Below are 23,124 nucleotides of genomic sequence, written 5' to 3'. Positions count from 1 at the left end.
GGATTTATATTTTTGCGTGCAGTAATCTTACGTTGAGACACTGATGCGGTAAAGCCAAGCCAGCCATCCAGCAATGAAAATCCATTACTCCAGCTTGGCCTCCAATTGTTTTATTTTGTCATTTAATTTATCAAGTTGTCGGTATCGAATAACATTACGATGCCAATCTCTGGTCGGTTCTGCTGGAATACCTGATGAGTAGGAGCCTGCTGTCAGTATTGATTTAGTCACCATACTCATACCGGTTATTTGCACGCCATCTGTTATTTCGATATGTCCGGCAATCCCTGTTCCACCACCAATCGCACAATGCGATCCGACGTGCGTACTACCAGAAATACCGACACAACCTGCAATAACAGTATGCTCGCCAATAAAGACGTTGTGACCAATTTGGATTTGATTATCCAGCTTCACACCATTACTGATAATAGTGTCGTCAATCGCGCCACGATCAATAGTCGTGTTCGCCCCGATTTCGACATCATTACCGATAATTACTGACCCGACCTGAGGTATCTTCAGCCAGAGACCATTTTCATTCGCAATACCAAAACCATCTGCACCAATAACTACCCCAGGATGAATACGTACACGCTCACCAATATGTACTTTTCGGCATAAAGTCACATTGGCAATCAACCTGCTATCAGCGGCAATAGAAACATTGTTTTCGATAACACAGCCAGGACCGATATCGACATTGTCACCGATTTGAACGTTGTTGCCGATATAGACCTGTGCTGATATACGTGCCGATTCCGCTATTTGACAGTTTTCGCCAATGACAGCGCTCGGATGAATACCTATTGGAGACTGCTCTTCGGGATATAACAACGAGGCAGCTTTTGCATAAGCAACGTAAGGATCTTTGATGACCAATGCATTCGTCTGAAGTTCAGCCAAATCATCAGGTGACACAATCACACAACCTGCTGAAGTTGATTTAAGATACTGACGATATTTGGTATTTGCCAAAAAACTGATGTCAGTATCCGTTGCATTCTGCAGGGTACCGACACCGGTTATCACTTTGTCTGCATTGCCAACCAGTTTTGCACCAATTTCAGATGCAATTTTTGCTAAAGTCCACACCACATCCAGATTCTTATTTCGCTTTAAGTTTTTCCAGCACTTTAGAAGTTAAATCTGCCTTTTCACTGGCAAAAATGACACCTTGATAAAGCACCAAATCATAGGATTCTTTTTTGGCAAGCTCGACGATGGTTTCGGCGATCTCTTCTTCTAACTTGCGTAATTCTTCATTGCGACGAATAGACAAGTCTTCACTGTACTCATCCTGAAGGCGTTTCAGTTCACGTTGATCATTAATGATCTTGCGCTCCTGGACCTGGCGGTCCTCATTACTGAGAACAGCAGCGTCACGGTTTAGTTTTTCCTGAGCTGCACGTAATTCTTTGTGTTTGTTCTCGAGTGATTTGCTACGAGCTGAAAATTCTTTTTCCAAACGGGCTAAAGCACGTTCTTTTTGGGGCGATTGATCTAATACAACACTGGCATTAACCACGCCAATTTTCATTTCTTCAGCAAATACTGGGCTAACCATTAAAGAAGCCAATATAAGGCCAACAATCTTGATTTTTTTCACTCTTAACTCCGATAGTTAAATTAAAATGTCGATCCTAATGAAAACTGGAATACTTCCGTTTCATCATCCGGCTGATCACGCAAAGGAGCAGCAATACTAAACGACATTGCGCCAAATGGTGAAATCCAAATCGCTGATAAGCCGGTTGAATAGCGCAGCAAGTCAGCTTCAAAGCTTTGATCGACATCATATACGTTACCCACATCCACGAATGTGCTCAAGCGGAAAGAGCGTAAAGCTTTTTTCATGAATGGGATGGGAAAAATAATCTCTGCACCGCCGGTGACCATTAAATTACCACCCAAAGGTTGGTCAGCTTCTCTGACGCCCAGTGTATTCGCTCTAAAACCTCTTACGCTACGAATACCACCGGCATAAAAGTTCTGGAAGAAAGGAAACTCGTTACTATCACCATAGGCTCTACCGTAGCCAAGGTCGGTCCGCAACGCAAATGTAAAGGTATCGCTTAATGGTGTATACCAGTTATTGCGATAGCGCAGTTTGTAATACTGTAAGTCGCCGATAGGAGTAGCAACCTCAGCAGAAAGACTTTGTGATAACCCTTTTGTAGGTAATATTGCATTATCACGGGTATCGCTGGACCACCCCAGTGTTACCGGAAATGCATGGAAAGAATCACCTTCGGTTTCGATAAAATCATCATAGCGGGTAATATCATTATTACTAGGTACATCCAGCTGGGTATTTTCATAGCCGAAAGCCAGATTAATGCGGTTGTTTTCCGAGATGGGAATACCAAAATTAATGTCACCACCGAATACGTCCGTGGTGTAATTTGCTATATTCGCTTCAAAGGCATCGGTTTCACGGTAAAACAGGTTAAAACCCTGACTGATACCATCTACAGTCGCAAATGGATTGGTGTAACCAAAGCTGTAAACAGTATTAACCCGGCTGTTGTTAAAACCGAAACGAATATGTTTACCACTACCCATAAAGTTCTTCTGGGTCACATTGGCATTAAAGATAATGCCGTCAGACTGCGAATAACCAATACCCGCTGACAAGCTGCCTGAGGCCATTTCGGTTACATTGAAATCCAGATCGACCTGATCAGATGTTCCGGCAACAGGCAGAGTTTCAACGTTTACATCTTCAAAATAGCCCAAACGTGAGATACGTTCTCTTGAACGTTCAACATCACCGGTAGAAATCCAGGCTGATTCCTGTTGACGCATTTCCTGACGCAGTACCTCATCACGGGTTTTACTATTACCAGAAATATTGATACGGCGTACATAAGCCCGACGGCCGGGATCAACAAAGAAAGTCAGATTAACTTCGCGTGTTTCACGATCAATATCCGGGACTGCGTTAACGTTGGCAAAGGCATAACCATCATTTCCCAGTCGATCAGTCAGCCTTTCAGAACTTGAAGTAATGGCTTTTCTGGAAAACACTGAGTTTTTACGAATGGTGACCAGATCAAATAACTCTTCTTCCGGCACAATCAGATTGCCCGCCAATCTTACTTCATTGATTTTATAACGTTCACCTTCCGAAATATTTATCGTAATGAACATCTGTTTTTTATCATCAGAAATTGTTACCTGAGTGGACTCGACTGTAAAATCAACATAACCGCGATCCAGATAAAAAGAACGCAAAGACTCAAGATCAGCTGATAACTTTTGCCGTGAGTACTGATTATCTTTGGTTAACGATGATAGCCAGCCCCCCGTTGTCGATTCCAACTCGTCCAGCAACTCGTCTTCATCGTATGATTTATTGCCGACAATGTTGATCTCACCAATCGTCGCAACCACGCCTTCAGCCATATTAATGCGGACGGCTACTCGATTACGCGACAGCGGAGTAACCTCAGAGCTAATATTCACACCATATTTACCACGACTGAAATACTGACGTTGTAACTCCAGCTCAACCCTTTCCAGCATCGCCTGCTCAAATACCTGACCTTCAGCAAAACCAATCTGACGCAATGATTTTAATAATTCATCACTGTCCAAATCTTTGTTACCAATAAACTCAATACTGGAAATCGCCGGGCGCTCACTTACAGTGATAACTAAAACGCCTTCATCGCGTTCTACCTGCACATCATTAAAGTATTTTGATTTAAACAATGAGCGAATGATGCCTCTAACATCATTTTCAGTCAGTTCATCACCGACTTTAACCGGTAAAAAGTTGAAAACGGTACCTGCGGAGATTCTTTGCAACCCCTCCACCCGGATATCTTTGATAATAAATTCCTCGGCCCAAGCTGCGGAGGATAACAAGATGAGCGTCAATGCTGTGATGATTTGTTTCATTGTTGTTTTACAGTCAGTCAGCCGAAGAAATCGTAAGTGTACCTGCAATGTTTCGATTAGCCAATGAGTCGGGCGATGTCATTTGTAAAAGCGAATACCATTAGCAGAAGAATCAGGAATAATCCTATTTTTTGTCCCTGGATTTGTACTGATTCGGGCAAAGGCTTGCCACGAACCCATTCAAAAAAGTACATCAGCAAATGGCCACCATCAAGTACCGGAACTGGAAGTAAATTCAGAATCCCTAAACTGATGCTGATCATTGCCAGAAAACTGATAAAAGCAATTAAGCCCTGTTGCGCAGAATCCCCGGCAAACTGGGCAATAGCAATAGGCCCGCCAAGATTGTCACTGGAAACCGTACCTATAAGCATGCCCCATAAGCCACTTAAGGTGGTGACACTGAACTGCCAGGTTTGGCTGAACGCCTGGGGGATCGCCGCCAATGGGCCATAACGTAATTCTGATCTTAATTCTGCGGGGATTTCATAGCCTTCGGTATTGACTGCCGCACCTATCCGACCGACATTATTTTCATCTGCGACAGGAGTAATATCGAGCTGTTCAACTTGTCCATCACGAAGAATTTCAATACTCATTTCTTCATCAGCACTGCTTTGAATGAGAGCGACCCAAGCCTGCCAGCTGGATAATTGTTTTCCATCAGCTGAAATTAATTCATCACCTGTTTGTAAGCCCGCCCTTTCCGCCGGGCTATCAGCCACAATTTCACCCAGAATCGGGGGCATATCGGGTTGCACGGTTTTGATACCTATCTGACTAAACAGTGATCCAGCATCGTCCAGCCCAAGTTTTGGCAATGTTAGTTGTTTGGTACTTTCAATATCAGTAATGCGGGTAGTCAGGGTAACGGTTTCACCGGACTGCGCGAACTTCAACCATTGCTGAAACAAGCTGTTAACTGTCGGCGTTGCTTTGCCATTGACGGCTATAATTTCTTCACCAGGAATGAGCTGTGCCATCGCAGCGGGAGAATCAGCTGTTACATCATCAATGATCGGCTTTAAACCGGGCACACCGGTAACCATGATGACCCAATAGGCAAAGACGGCAAATAACAGGTTTGCGATCGGTCCGGCAGATACAATTGCAACCCGGTTTCGTAACGGTTGACGATTAAAGGCCTGGTCAAGCTCTGCTTCTGCTACTGGTGCTTCTCGTTCATCCAGCATTTTGACATAGCCACCTAATGGCAATGCTGCGATGACAAATTCAGTGCCGTTTTTGAGTTGTTTTGACCAGAGTTTTTGTCCAAAGCCAACTGAAAAGCGTAGTACTTTCACGCCACATCTTCTTGCCACCCAATAATGGCCGAATTCATGGATGACCACCAGCAAGCTGAGGGCAATAATAAAAAAGATTAATGATTGCATAAAATCTTAGTCTGCTTTTGGGCAGCCTCTCTTGCCAGCTTATCGGCAGACAATATCTGTTCCAGTGAATCAGCTGATGTTGCAGGTATGCTTTCCAACACGTCCGCGATGACCCGGGCAATATCAGTAAATTTGATTTGCTGTTGCAGGAACGCTTCTACCGCCACTTCATTTGCCGCGTTAAGAATGGCGGTGCTGGTACCACCGATGTTCAATGCCTTATAGGCCAGCGCCAGACAGGGGAAACGTTTAAAATCTGCAATGGCAAAATCAAGTCTCCCTGCTTTGACCAAATCCAATGGTGCAACACCTGAATCAATGCGTTCTGGCCAGGCCAGGGTATTGGCAATAGGTGTACGCATATCGGGATTGCCCATCTGCGCCAGCACTGAGCCATCCATATAATCTACCATTGAATGAATAATACTTTGACGATGCAATACAACTTCAATCTTGTTACTCGGCATACCAAACAGCCAATGTGCCTCGATAACTTCCAGCCCTTTGTTCATCATGGTGGCTGAATCAACCGATATTTTCTGTCCCATCGACCAGTTGGGATGGGCTACCGCTTGTTCGGGTGTTACTGCTTCCAAATCTGCAATCTCCCAATCACGGAATGGACCACCTGACGCGGTCAGGATAATACGGCGAATACCTTTGTTATCAAACTGATACTGTTGGCTTTCGCCTACAGGCATACATTGCCATATGGCATTGTGCTCACTATCAACAGGAAGCAAAACAGCATTATTTTCCTGCACTTCGCGCATGAGTAATGCACCACTCATCACCAAGGCTTCTTTATTTGCCAGCAGGATTCTTTTTCCTGTTTTGGCTGCTGCCAGAGTTGGCAATAACCCAGCAGCGCCCACAATAGCGGCGACCACGATATCTGTTTGGTCAGTACTGGATATTCTCTCCAAAGCCTGCATACCGCTTTGTACTTCAATGGCCACGCCAGCAGCATCGAGTTTGGTTTTAAGTTTTTCAGCAGAATCCGGGCATAGCATCACCGCGACTGCGGGCTGAAATTGCAGACATTGCTCAAGCAAAGCATCCACTGATTTATTCGCTGCCAGCGCATAGACCCGGTACTTTTCGGGATGGCGTTGTAACACGTCCAGAGTACTGATGCCAATGGAACCGGTCGATCCCAGAATAGTGACTTGCTGCATCAAAACTGCCCTGTCAACCATATTAACGCAGCAAAGAAAGGTACAGCAGCCAGCAGACTATCCACGCGGTCCAGCATTCCACCATGCCCCGGTAATAAATGGCCGCTGTCTTTTATCTGGTAGCTACGTTTAAACAAGCTTTCAAATAAATCACCACTAACGGAAATGAGGCCAGTTAAAACACTGATAAAAATCCATAATGGCAGTGATAAAAACTTAGAAATGCCCATAAAATAGGCCAATATGCTCCAAAGCATGACCAGCACTATTGCCCCTATAAGCCCTTCAAGTGTCTTATTAGGACTGATCGCTTTAGCAAGGGCATGTTTACCCCAACGCTTACCTGCAAAATAACCACCCGTGTCTGCAAGCCATACACTTATTAATACATATAACACCAGCCATGGACCGTTGCCGGCAATACCGTGTAACCAGACGGCACTGTAAACAAATAACAAAGCAACTAGCATGCTGAGTAGATAAGTCACGAATTTATTATGAAAAAGCTGAGCGAGAGAGTTGGGTAATGGCCGGTGGGCAAATAAAACAATGATAAAACTGATCAGTATCCAAAAGACTAACCCAGATAGCAGCATATAATTTATCCCTGCCATCGCCAATAGCGCCAACAGAGCGGCAATGAACGACAAACTGGCAAGCACTTTGATGAGCGGTTGCATCTGCGCCATGGAAAGCCATTCCCACATTGCCATCAAGGTCACCACCGTGAGCAAACCAATCATCCCCATAGTCGGTAACAGCAAAATTGCCATAACAACTAAAGGAATCAACAAAGCGGCAGTTAATAAGCGCTGTTTAAGCATCTTCTTGCCCAGTGAGTTGCTCTGAGGTTCGACCAAACCGACGCTCCCGGCTGGAAAATGAGTCAATCGCATTATCCAGATCCTGAGCATTAAACTCAGGCCATAGTTTGTCGGTAAAATAGAGTTCGGTGTAGGCCAGCTGCCACATCAGGAAGTTACTGATGCGCTGTTCTCCCCCCGTACGAATAAACAAATCCGGTTCGGGTAAATCTGCAGTAACCAGGTGGCTGGCAATGACACTTTCGTCAACCTGTTCAGGTTGCATTTCACCGGATTTAATTTTGAAAGCAATTTGTTGGACCGATTGGGTGATATCCCAGCGTCCACCATAGTTAGCTGCAATATTGAGAATCAAACCATCATTTTCTGCGGTTAATGCCGTCGCATCCACAATCTGCTGCTGTAATGCATCTGAGAACCGGCTCAAATCACCAATAATATTTAAACGGATATTATTTTTATGCAGCCGTTTAACCTGATTATCCAGTGCATGACTGAATAACTCCATCAATAAATTGACTTCTTTACCGGGCCGACGCCAGTTTTCGCTACTGAAGGCAAACAAACTGAGGACTTCTACTCCACTTGCCACACAGTGTTTAACAATACCTTCCACCGCTCTGACGCCAGCGCGATGCCCCATAAACCTGGGTTGTAACCGTTGTTTCGCCCATCGACCATTGCCATCCATAATGATAGCAATGTGTCTCGGAATGGAGCGATTGGAAGAATTCATCAGTTTGGCTAAACCATAATGGCTTAGACTGCCATCAAATCGGTTTCTTTTTCAGCCAGTACATCATCAATCTGTTTGATAGTGCTATCGGTCAACTTTTGGATCGCTTCTTCAGCGCCACGTTGCTCATCTTCAGAAATAGCTTTTTCTTTCAACAAGTCCTTCAGGCTGCCGTTTGCATCGCGTCGAATATTACGTACAGCAATACGTGCATTTTCAGCTTCAGACTTAGCCACTTTGACCAAATCCTTACGACGCTCTTCTGTTAACGGTGGGATTGGTATACGAATGGTCATGCCGGCGCTGTTTGGGTTGACCCCCAAATCAGAAGTCATGATCGCTTTTTCAATCACCGCCACCATGTTTTTTTCCCATGGCGCAACGGTGATCGTTCTTGAATCTTCAATGCCGACACTGGCCACCTGACTGAGTGGAACGTCGGAGCCGTAATATGGCACTGAGACATGATCTAATAAACTGGTATGTGCACGCCCTGCACGGATTTTCGCCAGTGCAGTACTCAGAGCGGCAACGCTTTTCTGCATCCGGTCTGCTGCATCTTTTTGAATATCATTAATCATGATTTGTCCTATTTCACCAATGTTCCAACATTTTTACCGTAAAGAATATCTGTCAGATTACCGTACTTATGCACATCGAATACTCGTAATGGCATCTTCTGTTCCTGACACATCACCACTGCTGTGGTGTCCATTACGCCGAGTCGATTATTGATCACTTCATCATACGATAAAGTGTCATAACGGACGGCATCTGGATTTTTACGCGGGTCTGCATCATAGACGCCATCAACCTGAGTAGCTTTCAGCATCAGTTCGGCACCAATTTCAACAGCACGTAAACTCGCCGCTGAATCGGTCGTAAAAAATGGATTACCAGTCCCGGCAGCAAAAATAACGACCCGACCTTTTTCCAAATGCCGAATAGCACGACGACGCAAATAATCTTCGCACACTTCATGAATACGGATTGCAGACATGACACGACAGAATGTTCCATTACGTTCCAGAGCATCCTGCAGTGCCAGTGCATTTAATACTGTCGCTAACATACCCATATGATCGGCACTGACTCTATCCATACCGCTAGCAGCTAAACCTGCACCACGGAAAATATTGCCACCACCGATCACAATACCGAGCTGAACCCCTTGGGCATTCAGCTCAGTTATTTCTTGGGCAAATCGGGAAATCACTTCTGGTTGAATGCCATACTCAGCATTCCCCATTAAAGCCTCACCACTCAGTTTGAGTAAGACGCGCTTATAAACTGGCTGACTTCCCGTTTCTGTCATATTTAGTTTCCCCGTGCCTGAGCCATAACCTCTTCTGCAAAGTTATCGACTTTCTTTTCGATACCTTCACCGACTTCAAAACAGGCAAAACCTTCAACCGTTGCACCAGCTTGTTTAACCAGTTTTTCAACTGTGACATCAGGGTCTTTAACAAATGCTTGTCCGAGCAGACTGATTTCGTTAACAAACTTGCTCATACGACCTTCAATCATTTTTTCAACAATTGCTTCAGGCTTGCCGCTTTCGCGCGCCTGAGTTGCCACGATATCGCGTTCTTTCTGTAACAGATCTTCTGACAGTTCATCAGCTGATACGGCTTGAGGACGGCTGGCAGCAACATGCATTGCCAAATCTCTCGCCAGTTCTTCATTTCCACCGTTCAATTGAACCAGCGTACCGATACGATCACCGTGACGGTAAGCACCAATTACACCATTATCAGTATTCATCAAGGTAAAGCGACGGATTTGGATATTTTCACCAATCTTCGCAACCAATGACTGACGAACAGTATCAACACTTTCGCCATTGCTCAGAGGCAATTGCAATAATGTTTCCAGATCAGCTGGTTGAGCTTCCAGAACTTTTTGTGACACGGCACTAACGAAGTTGATGAAATCATCTGCCTTGGCAACAAAGTCAGTTTCAGAATTCACTTCCAACATAACCGCTTGTTTGTTATCTGCACTGGTTTCAATTGCGATAATACCTTCAGCAGCGATACGGTCAGATTTTTTATCGGCTTTGGCCAGACCAGATTTACGCATCGCTTCAATTGCGGCATCAATGTCACCGTTCGATTCAACCAATGCTTTTTTACATTCCATCATGCCGGAGCCAGTACGCTCACGCAGTTCTTTTACTAAAGCTGCAGTTATAGCCATTTTTTGTAACCCTTAAAATCAATTTTTGTGAACGGCCTGTTTTCAGACCATACATACAACACAGGCCCGCTTTACAGCGAGCCTGTTTAAGTCATTATCAGAGCTTATTCAGCTGCTGCTGGAGCATTTTCTTCCGCAACTTCAACAAACTCTTCTTCGGCATTACCCGTGGTGACCGATGCACGGCCTTCCAAAACGGTATCAGCAATGTTTGCTGTGTAAAGACGGATGGCACGCATTGAATCATCGTTACCTGGGATGACATAGTCCACACCATCAGGATTACTGTTGGTATCGACAACAGCAATTACAGGAATACCCAGTTTGTTTGCTTCTTGAATCGCGATACGCTCATGATCAACGTCGATAACAAATAAAGCATCAGGCAGGTTACCCATTTTTCTGATACCACCGATACTTTTTTCCAGTTTTTCCTGTTCACGTGACAGGTTCAGAACTTCTTTCTTTTTCAAACCTTCGGTTTTACCTGATTCAATCATCGCCTGAATGGCTTCAAGACGTTTGATTGATTGGCGAACGGTTTGATAGTTTGTCAGCATGCCACCTAACCAGCGACGGTTGACATAAGGCATACCACAACGTTCAGCATCTTCACGGATAGCATCCTGTGCAGCACGTTTGGTGCCGACGAACAGAATACGACCTTTTTTAGAAGCCAGTTTACTGACGTAGTTTAATGCATCGTTGAACATTGGCAGACTGTGCTCAAGGTTAACGATATGAATGTTGTTACGCTTACCAAAGATGAAAGGACCCATTTTCGGGTTCCAGTAACGTGTTTGGTGACCGAAGTGAACGCCTGCTTCAAGCATTTGGCGCATTGTAATTTTAGCCATGATTATACCTATATATATGGGGTTAAACCTCCACGTACCCCAGCTATCGACTGATCTGAATTTACAGACAGCACCCCGAAAACTGTGTCGGCACGTGTGTGATTTTGCCTTTGCTAAGGCGCGCATATTATTCCACAGTTACTGATTAAAACAAAGCATATACCGTCGACACAGTGGATTAAGCCAGTTTGCTGGCAGTTCAGCGGTTTTTGCGGCAAACTATGCTTTCTCTTTTTATCGTTAACAGTAATCAGGATCTGGCATGGGCGTGACCATTAAAACAGCCGAAGAAATCGAAAAAATGCGTGTGGCAGGAAAACTCGCCGCAGACGTTCTGACCATGATCGAACCACATGTGGTTGCGGGAATCACCACTGATGAGTTGAACACTATTTGTCATGATTATATTGTTAATGAACAAAAAGCCATCCCTGCCCCACTAAACTATCATGGCTTCCCTAAGTCTATCTGCACCTCAGTCAATCATGTTATCTGTCACGGTATCCCCAGTGATAAAAAGCTCAAAGATGGCGACATCATTAATATCGATATAACGGTTATAAAAGATGGATATCACGGCGATACCAGCAAAATGTTTCATGTGGGCAAGACCTCGATTCTGGCGCAACGCCTGTCTCGAGTAGCCCGAGAATGTATGCTGATAGGGATTGATATGGTTAAACCCGGCATCAAGCTGGGTGATATTGGTCATGCTATTCAGCAACACGCGGAGAATGAGCATTTTTCAGTTGTCAGAGAATATTGTGGACATGGCATTGGGCAGGTCTTTCATGAAGAGCCTCAAGTTTTGCATTACGGGATGCCGGATACCGGGATGACATTACAAACCGGCATGACATTTACCATTGAACCGATGATCAATGCCGGTAAACGACAGGTACGTCAGCTTCCGGATGGCTGGACCGTAGTGACCAAAGATCGTTCTTTGTCTGCACAGTGGGAGCACACTATTCTGGTGACTGATGATGGTCATGAAATTCTAACCCTTCGGGACGAAGAACGCTCATAGGAGCAATCAACCATGGCAATTGCTGCACAATCTGTCTGGGAGTTTGGCCAGGCGGATAATGCGACAGGCTGTCGCGATATTCTCGACAAAGCCTCACAACACCTAAAAAAATGTTTTTTTGAAGATCAGGCAGATATTGACTGGCTGGTACATCAGCAAGCACATTTTGTGGATGAGGTCCTGCAGTTTCTATGGCACAAACATCTTGCGACTGAAACGACTGTCAGTCTGATTGCCGTTGGCGGTTACGGACGAGGCGAATTACATCCACACTCGGATATCGACTTACTGGTATTACTGGATGATTCAGTGGCTGAAACACCTCCAGAAGCACTATCTGTCTTCCTGACCCAACTGTGGGATATCGGCCTGGAGATTGGTCATAGTGTCCGCACCATTGGCGAATGCCGCCAACAGGCAGAAGACGATATCACTATAGCCACCAATCTTCTTGAAGCACGGTTTTTATCCGGTAATCGGGTATTGTTTGAACAATTACAGCAATTAACGGTTTCCAACAAGACCTGGGATAACCGGCTTTTCTATGAACGGAAAAAACAGGAACAGATTCAACGTCATCATAAATACAACGATACCGGTAACAACCTTGAACCCAATCTGAAAGAATCGCCGGGTGGTCTTCGTGATATTCAGGTTATCAACTGGGTGGCACAACAGCATTTTGATGTCCGAAACCTGCAAGGTCTTAAATCCAAGGGATTTCTGGCAGAGAGTGAATTCGAGGTATTGCAACAATCACGACGTTTTTTATGGCGTGTACGTTTTGCCCTACATCATCAGGCAGGCCGCAAACAAGAAAAGTTGATGATTGATCATCAACGTGAACTGGCCAAGCAGCTGGGTTATGTCGAAACCAACAGTCGTATGGCTGTTGAACATTTCATGAAAGATTATTATCGAACAGTCCGTGCAGTGGGTCAGATGAATGCCCTGTTATTACAACTGTTTGAAGAGAATATTATTCTGGCAGACGAGCCACGGGACATTGAACCGATAAACCGCCGCTTCCAATCCCATAATGGATATCTGGAAACCATCAACTCTGGTATTTTCGCCTACTATCCCTATGCTCTGCTCGAGGTGTTTTTGATTTTGCAGCAGCATCCGCATATCAAAGGAATTCGTGCCTCGACCATTCGTCAGATACACGCACACCTGCATTTGATTGATAGACGTTTTCGCACCGATATCAGAAATCGCAGCCTGTTTATGGAAATCATCCGTCAACCAAAAGGGGTTACCCATGAATTCCGTCGCATGAACCAACTTGGCGTTTTAGGTGCGTATTTGCCTGAGTTTGGTCGAATTGTCGGGCAGATGCAGCATGATTTATTTCATGCTTACACTGTAGATGAACATACCCTGTTTCTGGTGGGAAATTTACGTCGTTTTTCCTGCTCTGAATTCAAGGATGAATTTCCGCTATGTTCAGAAGTCTTTTATCAACTGCCAAAACCTGAATTACTTTACATTGCCGGCATTTATCATGATATTGCCAAAGGTCGTGGTGGCGATCACAGTATTTTGGGGGTTCAGGACGCAGAGAAATTTTGTACCCAGCATAATCTGAGTGATTACGACACCAGTATTGTTACTTTTCTGGTTCGGCAGCATCTGGCAATGTCGTCCACTGCCCAGAAGAAAGATCTGGAAGATCCAGAGGTCATTCAGGACTTTGCTGAATTAGTTGGCAGTGTGAACAGATTAAATTATCTGTATCTGCTGACGGTGGCAGACATTCGGGCAACCAATAATAATCTTTGGAATGGCTGGCGTGATTCATTACTCAAGCAGCTTTATCACAGCACCCATCAATGGTTGGAACATACTGAAGCCCAGGCGAAAAGCACTCAAGAGAAAAGCCATAAAAAGTATCAGCTGGCTTTGGACAAACTCACTGAAATGGGATGGCCACCTCAAGACATTACGACTTTATGGCATAGCTACGATCTCGATTACTTTCTTCGACATTCAGTCGAGGAAATTGTCTGGCAAACCAATGGCAGATTAGAAAATCCTGAGCAAGAGCCGTTGATTTTAGTGCGGCCTCACAATGATAAACAGACACTGGAATTATTCATTTACGCACAGAATAGGCAGGGCCTATTCGCAGCAATGACTGCCAGTCTGGAACAACTGCAACTGAACATCCTTGACGCCAAAATCAATATCAGTGGTGATGACAGTGCTCTGAATACGTTTATCATTAATGGTGCACAACAGCGTTATGAAGACATCATCACTGCTGTCAGTAAACAACTGGCCCGTAAAGAGCTTACTTCAGGTTATAAACCGCAATTGATGCCAAGAACCACCAAGCTTTTCAAAACAGAGCCCGTTATCAAGTTTTCAACCAATCAACAACAAAATCACACGGTAATGGAGTTGTATACGCACGACCGACCCGGCTTACTGTCCGCTGTGGCACAGGTATTTCTGGCGCATCAAATACAGGTTATTAATGCCAAAATGGTCACTCTTGGCGATCAAGTGGAAGACGTATTTTTCATCACCAATATTGAAGACAATGCGTTAAGTGAGACAGAGCAACAGAATGTGTATGAATCACTCAAAGACAAACTGGTCATGCAGGCAGAGTCAGTCGTCTCAACATCTGTTGCCTTTTGACAGGCATAAAAAAGGTGAGGTTATAACCTCACCTTTTCATAACTAATTATATTAACTTAATCAGAGACTGTTACATTCTCAGCAATATTGGCCACTTTTTTCTCGCCAATACCTTTGATATTTGCTAAATCTTCAACATTGGCAAATGCCCCGTTCTGCTCGCGGTACTCAACGATAGCATTAGCAGTAGAGGGCCCCACTCCGTTCAACAGTTGTAATTCATCTGCTGATGCAGTGTTGATATTGATTTTATCTGCTGCGAATGCAGCGAATGATGAAAGTGAAAACGCCAGTAATAACGAAATGATCCTTTTTTTAAACATCTTTCCATACTCCTTGTTTAGTTAAATTCAGCTCTCCAGAGCTGCAATTAAAGAGTAAGGGAATTTATCTTTTCAGATCTAGTAAAATCCTTGGAAAAATTGACAACGTGAGAAGCTGTTCACAAAATATTTATCGTTGTTAATTTCACTTCATTAACATTGATGCACTAAAGAACGGTTATGTAGATTTATTTACCCTGTCTCCCCTGCCTTTACCAGTAAGCGTTTGCAGGATAAGGCTGAAATAAAATCGAACACTGAGCTGTTCAATCATTCTGGCATCAGTTGTTGCCAACAATTGTGGTGTCGACATATCTATATCATTTATTTGTGCTAGTCCGGTAATACCAGGTCTAACCTTAAACACATCTTTCGCTGCGCGTTCCTCAATTAATTCAAGCTGGTTAAAAAGGCATGGTCTGGGCCCAACCAGACTCATTTCTCCTTTCAAGACATTCCACAATTGCGGTAACTCATCCAACTTGGTTCGACGCAGAAAACGACCAAAGGGAGTAATCGAAGAGGCTGAAGCCAGATGACTGGCTACATGCGCCGTATCTTTTGTCATGGTACGGAATTTGACTAATGTAAAGGGCTTTTGATTTCGCCCCACACGCTGTTGCCTGAATATGGGGGAACCAGTATCAAACCAACCGATAACGATCAGAATTAATAAAATAGGCAAACCGATCAACAGGCCAGCACCAGAAAAGATAACATCCAGTAAACGGATAACAACTCGGGTCATGAATTTCTCGTTTTATTATTTGTAATTAAAGCATTATTTTTATTCGGCTCAGCCATTTTCTTAAGCTGTTGATCCATTGTCGTGACGGGTTTCCAGCCAAGCAAATGTCGGGCTTTTCTGTTATCTATCTGCAAATCTCCAAACAATCGAATCGCTAAAGCCGATTTACCCAGTAATTTCGCAGTATTTTTCATCAATCCTACAGGTACTGGAATTAATTTTGCTGATACTCCTTGGCTAGTAGCAACTTTTTTAAGCAATTCACTCAAGGAAACAGATTCATCGTCGGCAATCACAAACGTTTGATTTCCCGCGGCAGGTGCATCAAGACACAACGTAATGAAATCCGCCAAATTATCCAGGGCGATCATTGAACGCTTGTTATGTATTGCTCCAAAAGGCAACGGTAAGCCACTTTTCGTCCACTTGAGTAAACTTGCAAAGTTACCAGGCGCATCAGGTCCGTATACCAAAGGAGGTCTGATGATGACCCATTCCATCTGATTTGAAAATTGGTGATTTGTAATTAGTTGCTCAGCTCGCCATTTTGAAACTGCATAAGGTTCCTGAGGGTTTGGAGTATCTTGCTCTGTGAATGGTGTCTGACTGGTTTGATTGCCATTGACACCAATCGAGCTAAGAAACAAAAACCGTTTAACATTGTATTTAGAAGCTAGTTTTGCCAGCTTGAAAGTTGCTGAAGCGTTTACTGCATCAAAAAGTGATTGATCGTTAATTGGGTCGTCACTTGTAATATGGGCTCGTCCAGCAAGGTGAACTAATACATCAGAAACTGATAAAAAAGTCGCTAATTTGGTCTCAAACTCATTATCGTCAGCCTCAGCGAACTCCGACAAATCGCCAATCACGACCTGGGTTACCGATGTTGGCAATTGCTTAGTTAATTTCCTAACCGCAGCAATAACATTATGTTGATCTGCCAGCAATGAATCTATTAGGGCTTTGCCGACAAACCCTGTTGCGCCTGTTACAAAAACCTTCATCAGCTATGAATTATCTGTTCGATTTCTGCCACTTTGGCTTTCATCAAAGCCTCATCAGCCCGAGTTTCAACATTTAGACGTAACAATGGTTCAGTATTAGATGAGCGTAAGTTAAATCGCCATCGGTCAAACTCGAGGCTTATTCCATCTGTTTTATCAATCAATGGATTTTCAGCAGAAAAATGTTGAAGAATTTTATCAAGAATGACATTAACATCTGCTACCCGATAATTAATTTCACCACTGCACGGGTATTTCGCCATTCGCTCATTAACCAGTTCAGATAAAGGCTTGCCTGCTACACTGATTAATTCAGCTACCAACAGCCAGGGAATCATGCCGCTATCACAATAGGCAAAATCCCTGAAATAATGGTGAGCGCTCATTTCACCACCATAAATCGCATTTTCCAGACGCATACGTTCTTTGATGAAAGCATGGCCAGTTTTGGATTGAATAGGTTTGCCACCCGCCGCTTCAACCTGATCGATGGTGTTCCATGTCAACCGTGGATCATGAATGATTTTTTCACCCGGTGACTTAAGCAAAAATGCTTCAGCCAATAAACCGACAATGTAATACCCTTCGATAAAGCGGCCATTTTCATCAAACAGAAAACACCGATCAAAATCCCCATCCCAGGCGATACCAATATCGGCTTTATTAGCAATGACTGCATCAGCAGTTGCTGCACGGTTTTCGGGTAATAAAGGGTTAGGAATACCATTCGGAAAATTGCCGTCAGCTTCATGATGCACCTTAATAAACTCCACTGGCACATTAGCGGGTTTAAAGTATTGTTCAATAGCATCAATTACATGTCCAGCGGCACCATTACCCGCGTTCACAACCAGCTTTAACGGTTTAAGTTTTGCCAGATCAATATAGCTCAGCAGATGCTCAACGTAGGGTTGAAGTATCGATTGCTGTTTGTATTTATTGGCATTATTCGTTCCACTGAAAACAGTGTTTTCAGATGTAATAGTGGCAGAAGTATTAACCTTATCAGAGACAACTGCTTTTGATGTGTTAAAAGGGGAATCAATACGTTCGGCCAAATCACGGATTTCATTTAAGCCACTATCACCACTTATCGGCAAAGCACCACGCCCCACCAGTTTCATGCCGTTATAGTCCATGGGATTATGGCTTGCCGTCACTTCAATACCACCATCAACATCCAGATAAAATGAGGCAAAATAAATCTCTTCTGTGCCTACCATACCGATATCAATAACTTCTGCTCCGGCGTCCATCAGGCCTTGAGCCAAAGCCAGTTTTAATGGTTCACTGGTATGCCGAATATCGCCACCAACCACAACCCGTCTGGCATTTAAATTTTTAGCATAGGCATATCCAATTCGATAAGCGACATCGGGGTTAAGCTCTTCGCCTAGTTTTCCTCGAATATCGTAGGCTTTGAAGCAACTTATATTTTGACTCATCAATTTTCTCATTCAAAAAAGTTTGGGAATAGGTAAAAGAATCTAGCTACAGCATAACTTGAGAAGACTACAATCATGCTGATTTGAATCAAAAGTTGTTGTTTAGCTCTAGCATTTAAATATACCCAACTAAGTAGTAAAACTGTACTGATTAAAAATAATTCACCTAGTCGTGCCCCCACAGCAACATTATCATGTAAAAGACACATAATAATTACTCCCAACATTGCGATTGAGGCCATCACACGTTTAAAAGGATCTGTCAAAATTTCATCCCTAAGGTAAAAATAAATACCTGCAACAAGCAAATAATAAAAGCCTATAAAATAAAAATACAAACCCGTTGAATTTTGCTGCTGAAGTAATTCAGGGCGTGCATAAAATTGGTATTTATCAGTAAAAATCATAGAAAATCTTATTAGCCAGTCAAAAGCTGAAAAGTCAATCCAAATCAATATTGGGGAAAGTATAAAAATCCCTAGCACCACAAAATTTAACTGTCTAACCCAATACAATGGATAAATAATCATGAAAGCAATAGTGGTCAGATGAATTTGACTTGCTAGTCCAACCAGTAAAAAACTTAACGAGATGCGTTTATGCTGCAAAAAATAAAATGCCGGAATAACCAATGCTGTTGCATAAGCCACGCGAAGAACTGTTGTATCAAAAAGGAAAAAATATAAACAAAAATAAAAAAAACATGCTGCAGGGACGGAATCCACTATTTTAGACAAATAATTTAATTTAATGACTAAAGTTATTATAGTTATAATCCCCATGAATAATGAGAAACCAATTACCTCCCCACCAAGCTTTGATAAGACAAAATATGCTGGCTCTTTAAATATAGAGAACTCGGAAAGCATTTGTGTCCAACTCTTTTGATTATCAATAGAAAACAGCCACTGATAATTACTCCAGTCCTTTGAAGCTGATTGACATAAGTAAACCGCTATTAATCCTAATATGGAAAATAATATATATTTAAATCTAATCTCTGAAAAAAAATTATAATTTATCAATTTCGCATCATCCTATGAGCAACTAAATACAACATTGCCATTTCTATAAATAATCGTGTTGACCAAACTGCTGCGGCCCCATACACTCCAAATTTTCCGTATATAAATGGAGCGAAACAAAGGTATAAAATTCCTTCACTCATGAAAATTAAACTCAAAAGCCTTGCTTTCCCCTGTGCGTATAAAAATACAAGTGGGAGCTGTGCAATAGAGGCAAAAATAACACCTAAAAGTAATATTAAAGAGATGTTACTCACTAAGCCGAGAAACTCAACATTAAGCAAAAATGGCAATATGCCATAAATTATACTGACTACTGCAAGTGCAAATAATAATGTAAGAATTGTAATTTTTTTCAAAGAAGTGAAATGGATGTTCTTAAAATCAATTGAAGAGAACTTCTCAGAGGCAAAGTATGGCGTAAGAACAATCGCTATAGACCATGGAATAATAAGATATCTACTTATGATATCCTGGCTAGCAATATATACCGATAACTCAGCTTGTGATACGAAACCCGCAACAAAAAATCTATCGGCATAAATAAATGCCGTTGAAAAAAAACCCGATATAGCAGCCCAAAATGCATAATTTTTGATTTTGGATACTAAAGAAAGGTCTACATGAACCCAACTTTTGAAGTTTATGATTCTTGTTAATTTTATATATATTACAAATGAAAGATAACGTGAAAAAGTAATAGCAAAAGCTAACAAAACAATTGAGTCTTGGTTAAACGAAACTAATATTGGAAGCAAAAATAAACTTGTACCAGAAAATATTTTTGCTAAATTCGCCTCTTTGAATGCACCAGCACCCTCAAATCTTCCCCTTAATACGCTCATCATTACTGCGGGTAGGACTCCAAAACCTGCAATCTGAAAGGCAAGGATAATTTCTTTAGTTTCTGCTTTTGATACATGTAACCAATAGTCAACTAAATAAGGACTAAGTAAAAATATAAATAATGATGTAGCACTTCCGATTACAAATGCTATAGCAAGGCTAGTACTTGTAAGTATTTTTACTTGTTGAGGGCATTGATATTTATCTTTTGGCACAAAAAAGTGCATTGCACGAGCTAAGCCAAAATCGTATACAAAGAAGAATAGGTTTAATGAAAGTAATAATGATAAGATTGCAAATCTTTCAACACCTAGCAAATAAATAAAAACTGGAATTGATGCCAAAGCAGCTAAAGCTGGTATAGCTCCTCCGGCAAAACTCCAAATAGAGTTTTGGTTAAGTCGAGTCAACATACAGTGCTAAAACAGAAATAAACCACAAGCACAGTAGAGCATTACTCTATCCATTTTGGCTCTTCGTGTTTCAGGAAGTAACGCCATTAGTTTTAGTCGATTTGCAAAAGTATCTGCACTAACAATACGGCATACATTTAAGACTTCTTCATCTGATGTCATTTTCTCTACGATACGAGAAATTTTGATAACTTCCTGTCGATACCAACCGTCGTTTATTTTTGACAATCTATTCAACTTTGCCTGCCACCCCCGGTTTACCCCCATCACGTTGTTCTCATGTTGACGATATTTAAGTGAGGGGACTGGGTCAATTGTCCAGTTTTTTTTATTTGCTCTGGCAACTGCATAAACAAACCAATCATGCAGATCTGGCCGATCTTCTTTCTTTAATTTTTCAAGCGACTTTTTTATAAGCGTAAATAGGCCGGGGGTAAATATATAGCTGCATCCAGGACCAGCCGATTCAAATAAAAAATCAAACTTTTTCATTTCATCAGACTTGATGATCCGTTCTTTTTTTCCATCAGGCCAAAATGCTATGACATCTGAAGAGACTCCCTCAGAAGAGGTTAACTTTAGAGATTGAATCTGATTATTTAATTTATCTTCGAACCATATATCGTCTTGATCAGCAAGTGCTATATAGTCAGAACTATCCATATTAATGTTTTCAATTAAGTGATAGAAGTTACCAGCAGCTCCTCGAGTAGAACTGTTATTGCAATGTAACTCAATGTTTTCATTCGTTCTTGCCAACTCTTCTAACCATTCATAGGTTCCATCCGTCGAACCATCATCGGAAATAACTAAATTAACATGAACAGACTTTTGTAACTTAATACTTTCGATTTGTTCTTTGACCCAGCGTATTCCATTAAAAGTTGCCATTAAGACAGTTACTTTTGGTAATTCCATATAATCTTGATTACATAACATTAAAGTTTTTTTGGCCTTAGAAAAAATTGCTTAACCCTGTCAACGAGTTTGTTAAAAAAGAATTTTAAACGACTACTATGTTCATAATAGTCATCCAAAACGCTGAGAATTTCTCTATTTTGTTCAAAAATATTTTTAATATTTTTGTTTGTCGCGCCGCCCATTCGCATTTTTATTAATACGTTTGGTAAATAAACTGTATTAATTTTATGTTTTTCTAATAGTCGGAATAATAGCTGCATATCTGCAGCAAGCTGATAACGTAAATCAAATACACCATATTTTTTATAGATGCTGCTTCTAACAAAAAAAGTCGGGTGTGCTGGCATCCAACCCAATTTGAAGGCTCCCGGCTGAAAGGGGTTAGACTTCCAATATCTTATAATTTGGCTCGTATCCTTCGTATCGACATAAACAAGATCAGCAAAGCAAGCATCTATCTGAGTGTCTAAGAAAGACTTCGCCACTGTATCAATCGCTGAAGGCGTCGCATAAAAATCATCAGCATTCAAAGTGCCGATAACATTACCTGTTGCCATAGCGATCCCTTTATTCATTGCATCATAGATACCTTTATCTGGCTCAGAAACGAAACGGGTAACACTTAGAGATTTTTCAATAATATTTACCGTTCCATCTGTTGAGCCTCCATCCACAATGATATGTTCTATCTCAGGATAATCTTGTTCAGCAACAGAACGAATAGTGTCGGGTAAGGTATGAGCAGCGTTATAACAAACAGTGATTATGGATATTTTCAGCATTTATTTAGATACTTGGCAATCGGTAACAGCTAATAAACGCAACTCCGTTAACTACTGTATATAACCAGTAGTTCAGGATTTGGCCTATTTTTCCCCGCCCCTCAAAAACAGCAGCCAATTTTGCTATCCCTTTAAGATATTTAGCTCGGAAGCTTTTTTGACCGAACTTCAGCTCTTCAAAAGCGGCTAATTCGATTATTCGGCTAGATTTAACAAACATTGACTTATTTTCACCATGTAATCGATACCCTGCAATAGGCTTAGTCATCTCTAACCATGAATACTTTTGAAAAGCTTGGTAAAAAAATACGACATCAAAAACAAAGTTAAAAGCAACTGGCCAATTTGTTTGCTCATAAACCTCACGCTTCCAGAACGTAGCAGGTTGTAAAACAGCGGTCCGAAACTTCATCCAATGGAAGCCATCAAACGGATGATAACGATAATTAATGGGCTTGATCCATTTACCCTGAGCATCAATGTAATAACCTCTAAAGCTTACTAAACCAATATTTGGATATTGTTCAAAGGATCTTACAATTTCAGTGAAACTATCTTTGGCCAAATATGTATCGTCTGCATTTAAAAAACCAAATACCTCACCTGTTGCATGAACGAAGGCCTTTTGAATCGCATCCGCCTGCCCATTATCCTCTGTACTAACCAATTTAAAACGCTTATCAGTTTCACAATATCCCTGAATAATTTCCACGGACTGATCAGTTGATCCACCGTCAGCTATCAAGATCTCAAAATTCGCATAATCCTGTTGTTGGATACTTGTCAGGCATGCATCCAAAAATTGGGCATAATTAAAAGAAGGGACAACGATGGTTAATTTCAT

Annotated in this window: 22 protein-coding genes; 2 read left to right on the top strand and 20 right to left on the bottom strand. The window is 42.1% G+C overall.

Features of this window, described 5'->3' with window-relative positions; translation table 11 throughout:
- Positions 1–84 precede the first annotated feature (84 nt).
- The 11 genes from lpxD to rpsB form a co-directional block, all read right to left on the bottom strand.
- Positions 85–1,098, bottom strand: coding sequence for a UDP-3-O-(3-hydroxymyristoyl)glucosamine N-acyltransferase (gene lpxD, locus B4F66_RS07995; RefSeq protein WP_339639932.1), 1,014 nt, complete (start codon positions 1,096–1,098; stop codon positions 85–87).
- 10 nt (positions 1,099–1,108) lie between these two features.
- Positions 1,109–1,609 carry an OmpH/Skp family outer membrane protein gene (locus B4F66_RS07990; RefSeq protein ID WP_292357999.1) on the bottom strand — a complete coding sequence of 167 codons (501 nt, stop codon included), beginning with the start codon at positions 1,607–1,609 and terminating at the stop codon, positions 1,109–1,111.
- Between the two features lie 20 nt (positions 1,610–1,629).
- Entirely contained in the window at positions 1,630–3,906 is a 2,277-nt protein-coding gene (gene bamA, locus B4F66_RS07985; RefSeq protein WP_292357997.1) for an outer membrane protein assembly factor BamA, read from the bottom strand.
- A gap of 56 nt (positions 3,907–3,962) precedes the next feature.
- Positions 3,963–5,300: an RIP metalloprotease RseP gene (gene rseP, locus B4F66_RS07980; RefSeq protein ID WP_292357996.1), complete on the bottom strand. Its 1,338-nt coding sequence runs from the start codon at positions 5,298–5,300 to the stop codon at positions 3,963–3,965.
- A complete protein-coding gene (ispC, locus tag B4F66_RS07975; protein WP_292357994.1) occupies positions 5,288–6,478 on the bottom strand; it encodes a 1-deoxy-D-xylulose-5-phosphate reductoisomerase in 1,191 nt (396 codons plus the stop codon). Before ispC ends, rseP begins: the two co-directional genes overlap by 13 nt.
- Positions 6,478–7,374 (bottom strand): phosphatidate cytidylyltransferase, encoded by an 897-nt coding sequence (locus B4F66_RS07970; protein WP_292357992.1) that lies wholly within the window; start codon positions 7,372–7,374, stop codon positions 6,478–6,480. Before B4F66_RS07970 ends, ispC begins: the two co-directional genes overlap by 1 nt.
- Positions 7,295–8,038 carry an undecaprenyl pyrophosphate synthase gene (gene uppS, locus B4F66_RS07965; RefSeq protein WP_292357990.1) on the bottom strand — a complete coding sequence of 248 codons (744 nt, stop codon included), beginning with the start codon at positions 8,036–8,038 and terminating at the stop codon, positions 7,295–7,297. The genes B4F66_RS07970 and uppS overlap by 80 nt, the downstream gene beginning before the upstream one ends.
- A 23-nt stretch (positions 8,039–8,061) precedes the next feature.
- The gene (frr, locus tag B4F66_RS07960) at positions 8,062–8,619 is read right to left on the bottom strand and encodes a ribosome recycling factor (RefSeq protein WP_292357988.1); all 558 of its coding nucleotides are present in this window, start codon (positions 8,617–8,619) and stop codon (positions 8,062–8,064) included.
- Between the two features lie 8 nt (positions 8,620–8,627).
- Positions 8,628–9,353 (bottom strand): UMP kinase, encoded by a 726-nt coding sequence (gene pyrH, locus B4F66_RS07955; RefSeq protein ID WP_292357986.1) that lies wholly within the window; start codon positions 9,351–9,353, stop codon positions 8,628–8,630.
- A gap of 2 nt (positions 9,354–9,355) precedes the next feature.
- Positions 9,356–10,237 carry a translation elongation factor Ts gene (gene tsf, locus B4F66_RS07950; protein ID WP_292357984.1) on the bottom strand — a complete coding sequence of 294 codons (882 nt, stop codon included), beginning with the start codon at positions 10,235–10,237 and terminating at the stop codon, positions 9,356–9,358.
- A 104-nt stretch (positions 10,238–10,341) separates the two neighbouring features.
- The gene (rpsB, locus tag B4F66_RS07945) at positions 10,342–11,094 is read right to left on the bottom strand and encodes a 30S ribosomal protein S2 (RefSeq protein WP_292357983.1); all 753 of its coding nucleotides are present in this window, start codon (positions 11,092–11,094) and stop codon (positions 10,342–10,344) included.
- Between the two features lie 262 nt (positions 11,095–11,356).
- On the opposite strand from rpsB, the gene map reads away from it, so the two are divergent.
- Positions 11,357–12,124, top strand: coding sequence for a type I methionyl aminopeptidase (gene map, locus B4F66_RS07940; protein WP_292357981.1), 768 nt, complete (start codon positions 11,357–11,359; stop codon positions 12,122–12,124).
- A 12-nt stretch (positions 12,125–12,136) separates the two neighbouring features.
- Positions 12,137–14,773: a [protein-PII] uridylyltransferase gene (gene glnD / locus B4F66_RS07935; RefSeq protein ID WP_292357979.1), complete on the top strand. Its 2,637-nt coding sequence runs from the start codon at positions 12,137–12,139 to the stop codon at positions 14,771–14,773.
- Positions 14,774–14,829: 56 nt separating this feature from the next.
- Here the strand turns inward: glnD and B4F66_RS07930 are convergent, their stop codons facing one another.
- From B4F66_RS07930 to B4F66_RS07890, 9 genes are all read right to left on the bottom strand, one after another.
- Positions 14,830–15,096 (bottom strand): ComEA family DNA-binding protein, encoded by a 267-nt coding sequence (locus B4F66_RS07930; protein ID WP_292357977.1) that lies wholly within the window; start codon positions 15,094–15,096, stop codon positions 14,830–14,832.
- A gap of 178 nt (positions 15,097–15,274) precedes the next feature.
- A complete protein-coding gene (locus tag B4F66_RS07925) occupies positions 15,275–15,844 on the bottom strand; it encodes a sugar transferase (RefSeq protein ID WP_292357976.1) in 570 nt (189 codons plus the stop codon).
- Positions 15,841–16,848 carry an NAD-dependent epimerase/dehydratase family protein gene (locus B4F66_RS07920; protein ID WP_292357974.1) on the bottom strand — a complete coding sequence of 336 codons (1,008 nt, stop codon included), beginning with the start codon at positions 16,846–16,848 and terminating at the stop codon, positions 15,841–15,843. The genes B4F66_RS07925 and B4F66_RS07920 overlap by 4 nt, the downstream gene beginning before the upstream one ends.
- Positions 16,848–18,293, bottom strand: coding sequence for a phosphohexomutase domain-containing protein (locus B4F66_RS07915; protein ID WP_292357972.1), 1,446 nt, complete (start codon positions 18,291–18,293; stop codon positions 16,848–16,850). The genes B4F66_RS07920 and B4F66_RS07915 overlap by 1 nt, the downstream gene beginning before the upstream one ends.
- Positions 18,294–18,301: 8 nt before the next feature.
- Entirely contained in the window at positions 18,302–19,318 is a 1,017-nt protein-coding gene (locus B4F66_RS07910; protein WP_292357970.1) for an EpsG family protein, read from the bottom strand.
- Entirely contained in the window at positions 19,315–20,577 is a 1,263-nt protein-coding gene (locus B4F66_RS07905; protein WP_292411448.1) for an MATE family efflux transporter, read from the bottom strand. The genes B4F66_RS07910 and B4F66_RS07905 overlap by 4 nt, the downstream gene beginning before the upstream one ends.
- 6 nt (positions 20,578–20,583) lie before the next feature.
- Positions 20,584–21,495: a glycosyltransferase gene (locus tag B4F66_RS07900; RefSeq protein WP_292357966.1), complete on the bottom strand. Its 912-nt coding sequence runs from the start codon at positions 21,493–21,495 to the stop codon at positions 20,584–20,586.
- A gap of 20 nt (positions 21,496–21,515) precedes the next feature.
- Positions 21,516–22,280, bottom strand: coding sequence for a glycosyltransferase family 2 protein (locus B4F66_RS07895; RefSeq protein ID WP_292357965.1), 765 nt, complete (start codon positions 22,278–22,280; stop codon positions 21,516–21,518).
- 4 nt (positions 22,281–22,284) lie between these two features.
- Positions 22,285–23,124, bottom strand: a complete 840-nt coding sequence (locus B4F66_RS07890; protein WP_292357963.1) for a glycosyltransferase — start codon at positions 23,122–23,124, stop codon at positions 22,285–22,287.

The sequence above is a fragment of the Methylophaga sp. UBA3603 genome, from assembly GCF_002375335.1.
Taxonomy (GTDB): domain Bacteria; phylum Pseudomonadota; class Gammaproteobacteria; order Nitrosococcales; family Methylophagaceae; genus Methylophaga.
Note: the sequence above shows the minus strand (reverse complement) of the source record. Positions and strands in the feature narration are given on the sequence as shown.